This window comes from Aliiroseovarius sp., assembly GCF_965228805.1.
Lineage (GTDB): Bacteria > Pseudomonadota > Alphaproteobacteria > Rhodobacterales > Rhodobacteraceae > JASBTN01.
The window spans coordinates 3659918-3673451 of record NZ_CBDDIE010000003.1 but is presented as its reverse complement, the minus strand read 5'-3'; the positions used below and the strand labels follow the sequence as shown (position 1 = coordinate 3673451).

At 51.4% G+C, this 13534-nt stretch carries 13 protein-coding genes; 9 read left to right on the top strand and 4 right to left on the bottom strand.

Annotation, left to right across the window (positions count from 1 at the left end; translation table 11 throughout):
• Positions 1-31 precede the first annotated feature (31 nt).
• The 4 genes from ACO07D_RS19165 to ACO07D_RS19150 all read left to right on the top strand — a co-directional run bounded on the left by ACO07D_RS19165 (position 32) and on the right by ACO07D_RS19150 (position 4947).
• Positions 32-406, top strand: a complete 375-nt coding sequence (locus tag ACO07D_RS19165) for a hypothetical protein (protein ID WP_421704524.1) — start codon at positions 32-34, stop codon at positions 404-406.
• Positions 397-1185 carry a replication-relaxation family protein gene (locus tag ACO07D_RS19160; protein WP_421704523.1) on the top strand — a complete coding sequence of 263 codons (789 nt, stop codon included), beginning with the start codon at positions 397-399 and terminating at the stop codon, positions 1183-1185. Before ACO07D_RS19165 ends, ACO07D_RS19160 begins: the two co-directional genes overlap by 10 nt.
• Positions 1186-1518: 333 nt before the next feature.
• The gene (locus ACO07D_RS19155; RefSeq protein WP_421704522.1) at positions 1519-2679 is read left to right on the top strand and encodes a tyrosine-type recombinase/integrase; all 1161 of its coding nucleotides are present in this window, start codon (positions 1519-1521) and stop codon (positions 2677-2679) included.
• A 258-nt stretch (positions 2680-2937) separates the two neighbouring features.
• The gene (locus tag ACO07D_RS19150) at positions 2938-4947 is read left to right on the top strand and encodes a lysozyme inhibitor LprI family protein (RefSeq protein ID WP_421704521.1); all 2010 of its coding nucleotides are present in this window, start codon (positions 2938-2940) and stop codon (positions 4945-4947) included.
• A gap of 33 nt (positions 4948-4980) precedes the next feature.
• Here the strand turns inward: ACO07D_RS19150 and ACO07D_RS19145 are convergent, their stop codons facing one another.
• Positions 4981-6408: a tyrosine-type recombinase/integrase gene (locus tag ACO07D_RS19145; protein ID WP_421704520.1), complete on the bottom strand. Its 1428-nt coding sequence runs from the start codon at positions 6406-6408 to the stop codon at positions 4981-4983.
• Positions 6409-7243: 835 nt separating this feature from the next.
• Here ACO07D_RS19145 and ACO07D_RS19140 point away from each other — a divergent pair.
• Together ACO07D_RS19140 and ACO07D_RS19135 are read left to right on the top strand one after the other, a co-directional pair.
• Positions 7244-8116 (top strand): DUF4747 family protein, encoded by an 873-nt coding sequence (locus ACO07D_RS19140; RefSeq protein WP_421704519.1) that lies wholly within the window; start codon positions 7244-7246, stop codon positions 8114-8116.
• Between the two features lie 15 nt (positions 8117-8131).
• Positions 8132-8713 (top strand): hypothetical protein, encoded by a 582-nt coding sequence (locus tag ACO07D_RS19135; RefSeq protein WP_421704518.1) that lies wholly within the window; start codon positions 8132-8134, stop codon positions 8711-8713.
• 58 nt (positions 8714-8771) lie between these two features.
• On the opposite strand, the gene ACO07D_RS19130 is transcribed toward ACO07D_RS19135, so the two are convergent.
• Positions 8772-9314 carry a tyrosine-type recombinase/integrase gene (locus ACO07D_RS19130; RefSeq protein WP_421705075.1) on the bottom strand — a complete coding sequence of 181 codons (543 nt, stop codon included), beginning with the start codon at positions 9312-9314 and terminating at the stop codon, positions 8772-8774.
• Positions 9315-9581: 267 nt separating this feature from the next.
• Here ACO07D_RS19130 and ACO07D_RS19125 point away from each other — a divergent pair, with 267 nt between their 5' ends.
• Both ACO07D_RS19125 and ACO07D_RS19120 read left to right on the top strand, forming a co-directional pair.
• Positions 9582-9800 carry a hypothetical protein gene (locus tag ACO07D_RS19125; RefSeq protein WP_421704517.1) on the top strand — a complete coding sequence of 73 codons (219 nt, stop codon included), beginning with the start codon at positions 9582-9584 and terminating at the stop codon, positions 9798-9800.
• Positions 9800-10498, top strand: a complete 699-nt coding sequence (locus ACO07D_RS19120) for a hypothetical protein (RefSeq protein WP_421704516.1) — start codon at positions 9800-9802, stop codon at positions 10496-10498. The genes ACO07D_RS19125 and ACO07D_RS19120 overlap by 1 nt, the downstream gene beginning before the upstream one ends.
• Before the next feature lie 197 nt (positions 10499-10695).
• Here ACO07D_RS19120 and ACO07D_RS19115 read toward each other — a convergent pair whose 3' ends face one another.
• Positions 10696-11709, bottom strand: a complete 1014-nt coding sequence (locus ACO07D_RS19115; protein ID WP_421704515.1) for a hypothetical protein — start codon at positions 11707-11709, stop codon at positions 10696-10698.
• A gap of 9 nt (positions 11710-11718) precedes the next feature.
• The gene (locus ACO07D_RS19110) at positions 11719-12084 is read right to left on the bottom strand and encodes a hypothetical protein (protein WP_421704514.1); all 366 of its coding nucleotides are present in this window, start codon (positions 12082-12084) and stop codon (positions 11719-11721) included.
• 134 nt (positions 12085-12218) lie between these two features.
• Here ACO07D_RS19110 and ACO07D_RS19105 point away from each other — a divergent pair.
• A protein-coding gene (locus ACO07D_RS19105; RefSeq protein WP_421702160.1) for an IS3 family transposase occupies positions 12219-13345 on the top strand; the annotation gives its coding sequence in 2 pieces (ribosomal slippage) (positions 12219-12483 and positions 12483-13345; 1128 coding nt in all).
• Positions 13346-13534 lie beyond the last annotated feature (189 nt).

The following is a 13534-nucleotide window of genomic DNA, read 5'->3' as shown; positions in this document are numbered from 1 at the left end:
GCATCAATTCTTGGGCCAGCTTGAGCCTCGCTTGCAGGACGCTATCTCTGCCAACACTGCGGTCAAGTTTGCTGGTGGGGTGTCGGCTAAAGACGCTCGCGCTCTGTCGAACGATCTACGTTGTGATGCCGCGTTCATCACAGAACAGGAAAAGCTCAACTTTGCGGCATTCATCAAGGGGCAAACCAAACGTGCCCTGTCGATCAGCATTGTGCCGGGGTTGATGGAGAACAGCTCTCGTATGAGTGATGCTGACTACGCGGCTTTGCTGAGTGAAATGCGCGCCCGCTATGCCGTGCATCACTCCAAGTTGCGGGAGGGAGCGCAGGAGGCCGCAGAGAGGCCAGGCGATGAACCTGAAGCCGATCCGCCGCAGGATAATGGCGAGCCGATGCCATGGCTGTAGCAAAGGACAGTCTGGGGCGGCGCAACCGATTTGAACGCAGCCCGCGCGGTAAGCGTCTGAGTCTGACGCCTCGTGATCAGGAGATTTTGGGCTGGCTCTATCGGTATCGCTACCTGCGCCAGGATCACTTGATGCGGATCTTTCAGCCCAAATCAGAGAAACGTTTTGTCGAGCGGTTGGGTGATCTCTTTCATGAAACTGGCTATCTCAATCGGCCCCAGATTCAAGCGCCATTGTTCGACGCTAGGGCGACACCGATGCTCTATGAGATCACGGCTAAGGGGATAGGGTACTTGGAGGCGCTTGGCGCGCTCTCGCCTCGTGCTGTGACCTTCTCCCGCCGCTCGCGCGAGTCTTATAGTCCGCAGTTTCTGCACACGATGATGATCATTGAAGAGCTGCTGGAAATCGAACTGTCAGCACAAGCGACCGAGGGCCAACGCTTCGTGCCCGTAGATGAAATCTTGGCTCGTGCGCCTGATGCGACTCGGAAAGCCAAGAACCCGCTTGCCGTGCCGGTGATCCTAGGCGGACGCAGCACGCACATCATTCCTGATGCGCTTTATGGGATTGAACATGATCGGGACGGGCAGAAGGGCTATCGCTTCTACGCAATGGAGTGCGAACGCACGAGTCCAGCCTCAAGATCTGACAGTTCGTTATCCAGCACAGCGCAGAAGAAACGCGCTTACAAAGTGCTGCGCGACTCACAGGGCTTCAGGGCACATTGGGGCATCTCAAACCTGGAACTCAATCTGATCCCCCGAAAAGGTCAGTGACAGACCTTTTCCGGCTGTTTGGGATGAGTGTTCTGCTCGTAGCTGAACATAGAAAATCACTTCAAAACACTGTGATTTAGGAGACTAAAAAGAGACTAAGAAAGTAAAAGGGCCTAGAGATTTCTCTCTAAGCCCTTGAAACTTTTGGCTCCGGCGGTAGGGATCGAACCTACGACCAATTGATTAACAGTTGTATGTCCTGGTTTCTCATGGGTGGACATAGGTGCTCTAAAAGCCTATGAAATATAACATAAATCAGAATTTGGCTGAACATAGCATCACACTGAAATCCGCCCAGTAACTCTCGAATCCTGTACCTAAAGTGTACCTAAAATGAAAACCAAGCTCACCGAACTTGCCGTCAAGAAAATGGCCCATCCTGCCTCTGGGCAGGTGGATTGCTTCGATACACAGATGCCGAATTTTGGGATGCGCTGTTCGCCCAAAAGGAAGTCATTCTTTGTCTACCTGGGCGGTGCCAAAAGGCGCAAACGAAAGACGCTAGGGCGATACCCCGATCTCTCACTTGCGGATGCTCGTAAGCTGGCGCGCCAGTTGCTCGCGAATGAAGAAGATGTGTCCGCGTCGGTGAGCCACGACTATTTGAAGGTCAGGGATGCTTATCTTGCCGATTGCCGCCAGCGCCTTCGTGGAAACACCCTCAAAGGGTATGAGCTCTATTTGGGGCACATCACCTTCAAGGGAGCGATTGGCGATGTCACGCAAGGGCAAGTGATCCGCGCCATCGAGAAGTACACCCAAAGCCCCTCCAGCCAGAACTATGCTTTCACCACCTTCAAAGTGTTCTTCAATTGGGCGGTGCGGCGGCAGTACATCACCAGCAATCCACTGGCAGCGCTCAAGCGACCTCACCGGCAAGCGCCGCGTGAGCGGGTTCTCTCAGACGATGAGTTGAAAACCCTGCTGACTTACACAATGGCGAACCGTGGCCGGTTCAATGACATTGTGACGTTGTTGGTTTTGACTGGGCAACGAAAGGGGGAGATCGCAAACCTGCGTTGGTCTGAAATTGATGATGACCAATTGGTACTGCCGCCTGAGCGTACCAAGAACAAACGAGAGCATGTTGTGCCCCTTGGGAGCATGGCCCTTGAGCTGCTGCATAGCATTGAAGGGGGGAGCACCTTTGTATTTGGCACCCCGTTCAATGATGCCCCGTTCAACGGCTGGTCTCGGGCGCAACGCTCTTTGCTGAAAGCTACTGAGATCGACCATTTTACGCTGCACGATCTGAGGCGCACATTCTCTACAATTCATGCGCGGATTGGAACGCCGATCCACGTCACCGAGAAGCTCCTCAATCACGCCAGCGGGACAATCTCCGGCGTGGCGGCGGTTTATAATCGGCATTCGTATTTGGAAGAGATGGAGAAAGCTGTGGAGATGTTTGAGGCTGAACTCAATGAGTTGCTAGGGCTTCGGAGAGTTCCCATCCGCGACGGAAAGTGCAATTTACATGCTGGAACAAAATGAGCAAATCTAGGGCTGCTTGTTTCATGTTCCAACAATTTGGGAACGGAGCCAGTTCGGTGCTCCTAGAGGCTTCCAACAACTTTGAGAATGAGAAAATCCTTGACCCAAATCACTAGCAGAAAAGCTGCAAGAAGAGCGGTTACTAAGCATGAGATCAAGAAGCCGTGCCATAGGACCTTCGCAGAAGATGGCTCATCATCTTTAGGCAGGCCTGGGACGAAGTACTCAAAGTTCAAATACAGGTAGGTACAAAATATTATGGCAAACCCTATTGCAAGAACGGTGATGATTTCAATCATTGCGCAACTTTCTGTTTTTTCACCAAAAAGTGTCAATGCTCAGAGTTACGAGCCGCCAGAACATTTTGTCAGTGCGTGCATTATCCTCTCACCAGCTGTGACTTTTTTGCAAGTTTCTGGAGCGACGAAGCTTTCTGGATTGGCGAACAACGGAGTCAGCAAGCAGTTCAAGACAATGCGTAGTCTTCTTAATTTCCTAAAGAACGGCCCTCTCACCCCACAAAAGTGCCGAGACCTTCTTCCTGATACAGAAGCGGAATATGAAGAGTACCACTTTAGGCGGGACCTTCGAAGATGTGATGAAATTCAGCGCGAAGATCTAGACCGTTGGCTTGCGGGTGCCGAAACATTCGACGGCGTTTCTTTTTGCGATACTGGCAGAAAGGATCAGTGGCGGCGCTTTCGTGACTTTGTGCTTGCAGAAGAAAATGGGGAAGCTGCTAAAGCTTGGGAGGAAATCTCCGGTGCTCCACTTTTTGAGCCTCTTCCCGAATTCAACATTTCAAAGTACTTCGGGCAGCCTTCAGATGAGTACGAGGCCTGCAAGGAAGACGCGGAAGCGAATGGTGCCGCAGCAGAGTTTCGTGCCTGCGTCATTGATGAAACCGAACGGCACGATAGGGTGTTGAACTCGGCTTATCAGTGTTTGCGCGATACCCTTCCAGAAGATGAGTTTGGGCCGATCCTATTGGCTCAAAGAGAATGGTTGGATCAGACTGAAAGCAAGTGCGCCTATGCTGGTCAGGACGGCACGTTAGTCCATGACATGCGGGCGGGGTGCTGGCACGAAGCAAAAAGAACAAGTGCCGCAGATCTTGCACTGAAGGCCGTGCGGGCGGGGTGCCCATACTTGGATATCAATACGATAGAGCCTGACCTTGATAAATGGTGGAATGTTGATGGAGATCCCAGTGTCTCCAATCGAGATGGGGTGCAGATCAAAGTCCATTGCGACGGAACCGCCTTGGGGAGAATTACCTCAAAGGATCAGCGTGATATTTCCCAGTTTTCAATGAGCGAACCCCTGAACTTCACGGTTTTGGATAGGCGCGGTGAAGTGCTTGTGATAGTTGGGTTGCGTTCGGATAAGTATGATGGGGTGATCGATTTTCCAGTTACGGAATACCTCCTTGAAAAGCTAAGCGCTGGCTCTTCGCTTGTCGTTACTGATGGCGTACATGAAGCCGTGTTTTCTCTGAGTGGTTCATCGAGAGCTCTATCAGGTTGCAACTTGGTTCGCCCGCCGGAGCCGGAAGCTGTAAGAACGACATCGACTGGTGCGGGGAACTCTCCTTCCGGTGCCTATGCTAATCCCCGTTCAGGCACCTTTATTAGATTTGACGGTCAGCTACCCGTGAGCATCCGTTGCGACCGAGCATTTCCTGAGGTCTATCTTGAACCCGGGTCGGTTTTGAGAAGTGTTTTTGGTCGAGATGTACAGCCTGGGGATAGGTTTGCGTTTGAGCTGTTCAATCGTGGTGGGCGTAGGCCTACGGTGGTTCCGGCTGAGGCAGAGCAGATATCGAATGGAGTGGGTTTCCCGATTTCACTTTATGCGCTCAGTGAGATGAAACACCACACCAACCTCGCAATTGTCGGCCTTGGGCGTGACTACACAATTCCTTTGTCCCCGTTTGTGAGAGAGATTGAGCAATGTCAAAGAAGCAGCTTCACCAATTTGCGCGCTCTCCTTCTCGGGAGTTGGAGATGGCACAACGGCGGGAACACCAAGATGGTGTTTACTACTGAGCCTGTGGGAACCATTGCGGGCAGGGCTGAGAGGTTTGTCTTCTTTGACAATTCCGGTCAGCGAAACCGAGGAGATCTAAACTGGTTGCTGCACGATAGCGGCCAGATAAGTTTCAACATCAATTCAAACGCTTGCCTGGTCGATTACCACAAAGCGGGCATTTACTTGAAAAGCGGGTTTAACTGTACCCTGCAAGGTGTTTGGCGGAAATCAGAGTAAGTAGGACTGGTTGGAGGCAAGCTTTGGCTCCGGTCATTCTACGCCTAGGATCTGCCCAAGCCTTTCTGTTACTGGTCGTAGTGGATCGACCATGCCCAGGTCGTAGAGGAGGGTTGTCTCAATGTTTCCCCGGTGGTCTGCTAGGTGAGAAACCGCGTCACGCCGCACTCCAGCCCCGGAGATCATCATGGAGATTGCCATCCTCTTGAGGTCATAGAGCTGAAAGTAGCTTGGGATGCCTTCCAGCTCTTTGAATCGTTTCAAGCCCCTTTTGAAGTTGTCGCGTGGCTGCGTCTGGTCCGAATGGTTCGGGAAAAGTAGGTTGCTTTCCTGCCAGCGGATACGCTGAGATCTCACGAGGTCTGCGACCTTCGGATGAATAGGCACAGAACGGAAAGCGTACTCATAGGTTGCCCGAGATAGCTTGATCCCTTTTGTGTTGTGCTTGTGCCAAATGAGCCGGTCCAGGTCGAAGTGATCAAACCTCGCATTCTTCAATTCAGCCGGTCGTGCCATTGTCAGGAATAGAATGCCCATGAAGGCGCAGAACTCTAGCATTTGCTCATGTTCAACTGTAGCGCGGCCCGCCTCCAAAGCCGCCAGTCGCTTCTCCTCTCCCTTCAAGCCGGAGAGGTTCACAACTCGTGGCATCGGAGGATTGAAGACTAGCTTGGCAATTTCTCGAACTTGGTCCGGGGTGTAGTCACGTCGTTGTTTGACGATCTTCCGCATTCTGAACGGGTCGCAGGGATTGCGCATGTCAATAATCTGCATCCGTATCGCCCAGTTAAATAGGGACTTGAGGTGCCTGAGGGTTTTGTTCGCGACATGGTTCGAACTGATGGCTGCGATGAATGGTGCAATATCACTGGGCTTGATATTGTCTACCAGTTCGTCTTGTAGCTTATCGCCGAAGGTAACGCGTTTTTTGCGAGTGCCGCCACGGTGTGGGTTTTTCGGGGGAACCCGTGTCCAAGGCGCAACCAGGCTAGCGAACTCGTCTTGGTTTTTCTGGCTCGTCTCAGACAGTCTTTGCTCAACATAGGCGTCGATGATCTCGCCCAAAGTCTTACCGTGTTTCTTCCGAAAATCGACTTGTTGGTGCGCGGACGGATCGATGCCTTGCTCAATCTCTAAACTGCGTTGCTGAACTTTCAATCTGGCTGATGCCACATTCAGGTTTGCCGGTGTTCCGATTACATGGCGCTTGAACTTTCCATTATACCGGAAGGTGTGAACGAATGACTTGGCTCCTTGTGCTGTTACGCGCAGCCCCAAGCCCGCGATAGAGCCATTTCGGATTTTTCCGTCGAGGTCAGAAGGGCAATCGCAGATGATTTCCTGAGATTTTCCTGTTGCACAACTTGCTGATCTTACAAGCTGGTCGGTTAAATATGCTTTTGCCAAAATAGAGTGTTTTTCATTGTTTTCATGTACAGCCCATGTACTCAGTTTGTACATGAAAAACCAAAAAAATGCAAATGCAATGGTTTGAAAAATTATGAAATATCAAATTATAACAGTAAGTTAGTCGGAGTTTAGATTTCTCGGGGTGCTTCCAAATCCGCCTACGGAACCGAAGGTCATGGGTTCGAATCCTCTCGGGCGCGCCATATTTTTCAAACACTTACCAAGCAATCGCTCAGTCAAGGTTTTCTCATGTACAAACCATGTACAAACTCGATCCATCATTTTGATGCAGATTTAGGCAGATCCTCCGAAGTGTTTTGACGGGCTGGGGCAACTATGCCTTACTTTTCCCTGTCGCCTCCTGGCGGCTTTTTTTGTGAATAATGAAAGAAGGAAAATTGATCGGGGAACCTGCAGTAGTGCTCATGAAACATGAGCTGGATCACATTCTAAGAGAAACAGCGCAGCATGCAGCGAGAGAGGTCATCAACGAGTTTCGAGATGAACTTCACATGGACCCAAACGAAGTCGTGGTGAAACGTTTACGCGGTTACTTGGCTGATCGGGGATCGGTGGAGAAGCCGCGAGAGGAATGGGCGAATGGGTGGCACATTCGCAGGCTAGCCACGAGCTCCAATGGCAAGCCGCGTTCGCAATCCTGGTTCCAGAAGTTCAAGCTCGCGAGTGGGCTAGGGGGCTGCATAAGCCGAAAGTCGATATGTGCGGGGGGAAAGAGGGAGTGGTGTTTTGAGGACATCGCGAATGCTTGGGAGAAATGCCGATTCTGAGTGCAGATATCGGCTTTTCGGAGAGTGCAGATATTGGCTTTCCATTTTTTCGTGTGTAAGTCTCTTGCTTATTGAAAAGCACACCTAGGAGCCAATTTATGCCCCGCCCGTCTAAGATCGAAGTATCAGCTGTAAATCTTCGCATTCCTGCGGATAAGCCTAGAGACTATGTGGGTCTGATTGAACAGCTCTTTGAGGCAAGAATTGCAATAAAGGTCTACGGTGACAGCTTTATTGCTATTACCCAATTCCACAAGGAAAGTGGCCTTGGTGTATTCTCTAAGTACTCCGAAATTGATATCGATGGCTCTTGGTTCGACTTAGAAGATTTTGGACCCGCTGAGCAGGGTAAGGTTGATGAAGTTTCTATTCCAGATAATCTTCGACCAAACCTGTCGGCGTTTTACTTTGAGTTAAGTGAAGAAGCACATGTTCTCGCCTTTGAAACATACTCTGAATCAAAGGGTTTGAGTGCTCGATCTGTAGAGAAGTATTTCGGGGCAGCGTTGCGGCACAGCTCAATCGTATCCAAGTTTGGGCGTGTCGAAGCCGATATTGTTAAAAGCTACGGGGAGGTTGAGCGGATCATTGGCCTTCCGAACCTCAAGGAGCTAAAGATTGTCATTCGCCGTCCTAACCCAGATGATATCTCAGGGGACTTGGCTGCTAGGATCGAAGATCGTTTGAGCGAACAGAACGGTGAAGAGTATGTCGAGATCACACGTTCTAAAGATGACAAGGGGTTGAAACCGAATGACCGTTCTAAGAAGCTAGCGATTGTTGGGGCGGAGAACGGTGAAGTAACTGGGAAAAGCATAGTGAATGGTGTGCAAGTCGACCACACGACAAAGGAGAAGCCAGAGAAAGTGGTAGATACATACAACAAAGATGAAGTCGACACTCGGACGATGTTCAGAAAACTGGCTGGCCGCCTGGTCAAAGCAATCAAACAGCGCCGTGCGACGACATAGTCGTCGCTATTTAGAATGTTCGAGAACCTACGAAAACTCTATAGGCACTACGGCGGTTCGACTGCTGTTTTGACTTCGTGGTACTTCTGGGTCGCATTCATTCTGTCAAGTTTATCTTATTCATCAATAGTCGATGCTTCATGGAGCGAAGTAGCTTTAGGTGTTCTACCTTCGCTGACAGGTTTCACAATCGCGGCTTTTGCGATTATTTTTGCTATCCTTGATGCGGATTTGCTGAAGAAGCTTATGGGCGCCGACGAAAACGGCTATTCGCCTATCTCAACTATCGCGGCTTCAATCGGTCATGCGGTATTTGTGCAGGTAGCCGCTTTACTTATCGCTAGTGCGTTTCAGATTGCCAGGCTTGAGAGCTTGATAGACGCCTTAGATCGACTTGCCACTTGTCATGGATATTCAATCGAGATTTTTGTTCTGATTGTCGAGTGGGGTAAATACACGTTTTCTGGAATTGGTTTATTGTTCACTTATTACGGTATAGTTTTGGTCCTCGCTGCAATCCTGTCTATCGTTCGAATGCAGTTGATTGTTGCTTCGACTATGAAGACAGGAAGTGCTGACAAGAAATCGAAAAACTAAGTTTGGTGAGCTAGTCGGATGGCGCGTTCCTTGCCTTTTGCCGGGATCTAAAGGTTGCTTACCACATCCTCTCTGCGATTGAGCGTTCCTCTGCGCCTAGGACTTGGGAATAGATCGCTGTTGTTTCCAAGCGAGTGTGACCAAGCCAGCGCTGGATGAGATGGAGGGGAACGCCGCTTGTGACGGCATGGATGGCAAAGCTGTGACGTAGCCCACGAGGGCAAGCTTGTGGTCCCTGTATTCTTGCCTCTTTCATGATGTTCTTGACCGCTGCCCAGGCTTGCGTGCGTGCCCAGGGCAGGGGGAGCGCGTGGGGCTTGGACAGTTCATGGATCACGTCCAAAGGCAAAGGGACGTGACGATGCACAATCTGCCCTCGTTTCTTGAGTGAGCGAAAAACAACCATGCGCTCTGTGAAAGATACGTGCTCTGGCCGCAGAGCTAAAACCTCAGACAAACGTGCCCCAGACCAGATCAGCAGGAGACAAAGTAAGCGCTCTGGCCCATGCCGTTTTTCGACTGCGGCAAGAAAGCGCAATCGCTCTTCTCGGTCGAGGTATTTGCGGTGTCCTGAAGGGGTAAAAAGCGACGGCGCAGACATTGCTACACGCCTGTTTTCTGATGCGGATTTGGCGTCCAGCATAGCAAGTCTTTCGTTGATGTGAGTTGGCCATGTCTCTCCGAACAAAATTGCTCATTCTGTTCGGTGAAGAAAAAATGTCTTTGATTGCAAAGACATGAACCCAGCCTCTGCCATGTTCCTAGGAATCCTACATGAAGAAACGCGACGTAAGCAATCGGAAATCCCTGCCTTTCTGGCGGGGTGAACAGAATGAGCAATTCTGTTCACTCGTACAGGAGTAACACAATGCGCGTCATCAGTGGTTTTTTCACTGTGGGGGCAGGTTTTTTCGTGATGATGATCGGCATCATGAGTGGCTTCACAATCATTGGCCTGCTCTGGGCCTTCCCCGTAGCGTTCTTTGGCTGGGGGCTGATGCTCAAGGGATTCGCAGACATGGGGATGGGCTCATATGAGGCCGTCAAAGCTCATGCCGAGCGCCAAAAACAACGGCAGCAGGGGTGATGGCGATGCGAGGAGTGATATGTGCTGCCCTGCTTGGTCTGGCTGGATGCTACACGGTGGGGCCGGGGGGAGATATTCAGTTTGATGGAGGTGCAGGGCAGGCGTCTTGGCAAAACGCCATCGATCAGGCCGGGCTTGGTGGCGACATTCTCTATATTGGTGAGAATGGTGGCCCGAATGAGTTCACTACCCGCGCAGCGGCGCAAAGCTACGTCAACCAGCATCGGGGGAAACAAGCCGTGTTCGCTGGTGGTCTGATGCGGGCGCGCACTTCGGGCGTTTTGGATGTCGCCCATTGGCGTCCAACGATGGCTGCACAGGGGTGCATTCCGAACAATCCAACGGGACAGTGCCTCAATAGTCGAGGCGGTCTGCCGCGCACGGTTGTGCGCTGCCGTGGGCAAAGCTGGTCGAGCTTGATGAATGTGACTGGCGGCAAGATTGCAAACTCCGCCAATTATCCTTGGACGCGGGAAATGTCCTGGGAACATGTCACTGTCACAGGTCAGGTGTCCGGTATTTCCACTGGGACAACCCGAGTTGCCAATAACACCTACTATCATGGCGGGGGCGCTGCCTCTGCTGACTATGGGGATCTTGGCAGAAGGGCAGAACCCATGACGTTCGCCTTTACCGTCATTGAGCTGTCGAACTGCCGTCTTGCGACGTTTCAGCGTCGGGCGGTTACGAGTGGTTGAGGTTCATTGCTGTTGGCACTGTCTTAGGGTGGTGCCAACGCGCGAAAAACACATGAGCATAAGGATACTCTTTTCGGGCAATCTGCCGCAAATAGTGGAGCAGCTCGTTGGGGCTGCGCCGGTGACAGTTGCAGGAGTGGGCGGTTGAAAACCGGATGTTGTTGCTGGGATCATAAGTGCCAAATGCACTACAATTTCTATGCATCAATCATTCGGATTGCGGAAAGGGTCACTTGGCCGGAAAGCTCCAACGTTACCCCCGGCTGAAGTACCAAATCGTAGAAACAAGAAGGGTTGATGCTGAAGGTCGAACTAAGATTCCCTCGTGTAGCGGTTGCAACGAGCGTACTCTGCGGATCATCGAAGAACGTAAGATGTCTTACAGAGTTTGGATTCTTGTTTGCTAGTTCCACGATATTCTCGACATGATGATCGAAGATCGACAACAATCCACAAGTCATTGTCGTAAATCCCGCTTCGTCACCGTCTGAACCGGTTACAAAGAGTCTACGGTTTAGGTGAACCCCAATCAATTCATCTAGTTCTAGCCGCCTGGGTTTCGGCTTCACGTCGTCGGTTTTCTTTTGGAACTTGAGAAGCTCCTCTGACCCGTCTGAGAACTTTACCGAGTGTGTGAATGGGTACTCGATAACAACCCCGTCCATTGATTTTTCGATATTTCGAGACGTGAGCTCGTAAAAAGTGCGGGATGCCGCATGTGCATTAGTTCGAATTCTTGGGATTTCATCGTCAGCAATATTTCTATGGATGTTGATGGTGTCTGCTGCGATGTTCCATTCCACAAGCCCGCTCAACCAGTCGTCAGGCGGGGGGAGAAAATTCTTGAAAGAGTTGATCGTGTATACCCGCTCCAGACCGTCAAAGATGTGAGCAACACCGGGTGGTATCACCAGACATCTTTGAATTGATGGTGTGATTTCTAGGCAAGCTCGTTTGCCCCATGTCTTGGAGTTCTCACGACAATCGATAAACTCCGCTCGAAACTTTTGTTGCGCGCGCCCGACGAACGTTAATCGGTCCTCGGTCCCCTGATGAATGCCATAGTATTCGTAGGAAAACTCATCAGTGTGGCCGTGAAAAACGACGTTAAGGGGCCGGGCTCCATCAAATGTGATGCAGCTTGTTCCCTCGTGACAAGTGTCTATCAGGTTGCTCTCGAAGCGCAGCCCTTCTATATCCCCAAGATACATGGGTACTTGTCAATTTTTGGCGACGGTAACGTCATATCCATTTGCGGCAGCATACTCCATCAAATCGTCGAGAGAGCTTTTGGGGACAGACGCGAGAAGGTTAGCTAGTTCTTTGCCCACGCAAATCCACGCCAGCACAGCCGCGAACTTATCTGCCTGATCTGCGCCGATCTGCCCCTTCTTGGATTGCACGTAGTTATAAATAATTTCTTGTATTTTTTGATCTTTTTCTGGCGTTGGTCCTCCTTCTTCACCGTTCGATGCCGCAGAAAGCAGTCTGGATTGCAAATCGGTGAGTCGAACTGGGCCTTCGTAGAGGTCTTCCAAAAACTGACGCATATCCGATGGATTTAGAGCACTTGTAATTCCAGACATAAATAATCCTCCCATTAAACTAACTGCATTCTACAGGGGTTGACGTCAGGCATGTCAACCCTCTGTGTTCGATGGCTTTGATCCTCCCCCACTGAAGTGGTCCGCCCCTATAGTTAGGAAACGGAGGATCAAAGATGGGAATTAATCGCCACAAACCGGAAGAGATTGTCACGAAGTTGCGGCAGGTTGAGGTGCTATGCGGCCAAGGGATGCCGCGAGTTGATGCGATCCGCCAGGTGCAGATAACCGAGCAGACGTTTTACCGCTGGCGTAAGCAATATGGCGGTATGGGAACCGACCAACTGAAAGAACTCAAACGGCTCCAGAAAGAGAATGATCGCTTGCGCCGGGCCGTGTCCGACCTGACGCTGGACAAGCTGATCCTATCGGAGGCCGCACGGGGAAACTACTGAGCCCTTCGCGTCGCCGCGCCTGCGTTGAGCATGTGCGAAGCCAGTTTCACATCTCAGAGCGTCGCGCTTGTCGTGTCTTGGGACAGCATCGATCCACACAAAGACGGATGCCTGTTGGGCGTGCTGACGAAGATCGCCTGGTGGCCGACATGATCGCGCTGACGCGCCAGTATGGTCGCTATGGTTATCGCCGGATCGCCGCTTTGCTGAGAGATGCAGGCTGGCTGGTGAACGACAAGCGTGTCGAACGTCTGTGGCGACGCGAGGGGCTCAAAGTACCGATGAAGCAACCCAAAAAAGGGCGGCTCTGGCTGAATGACGGTTCTTGCGTCCGGCTGCGACCGAAGTATCGCAATCATGTCTGGAGCTATGACTTCGTTCATCATCGAACGGATGATGGAAAGGTGTTTCGCACCCTCAACATCTTGGATGAATATAGTCGGGAATGTCTGGCGATCCGTGTGCAGCGGAAGTTGAACTCGACCGAGGTCATCGACGCGCTGACGGACCTGTTCATCCTGCGTGGTGTCCCTGCTTTCATTCGCTCCGATAACGGCCCTGAGTTTATCGCACAGTCTGTCCGGGACTGGATTGCAGCCGTCGGAGCCAAGACCGCTTACATTGAACCGGGATCACCATGGGAGAATGGATACTGTGAAAGCTTCAATGCCCGGTTCCGCGACGAGCTGCTCAATGGTGAAGTCTTCTACAGCTTACGGGAGGCGCAAATCCTGATTGAACAATGGAGGAAGCACTACAACACCAAACGGCCACATAGTGCCTTGGGCTACCGCCCACCGGCCCCGGAAACCATCGTCCCGATGGAACCCAGGCCAATCATGCACTAACATTCAGACTGGACCACTTAGGTGGGGCTGATCAGCTTGTTCTTGACCTTCACCGAGTGTTTTCAAACAGCCGCTTTGGGGTTGGGAAAAAGCGTACGATATATGGCAAAAGCTCCTGAGCCTGCGCAACTATGTTGCGAGCGTGGGCACCACGCTTGGGGAGGAGCTTTAGCTCCGTGGGGTATCCCC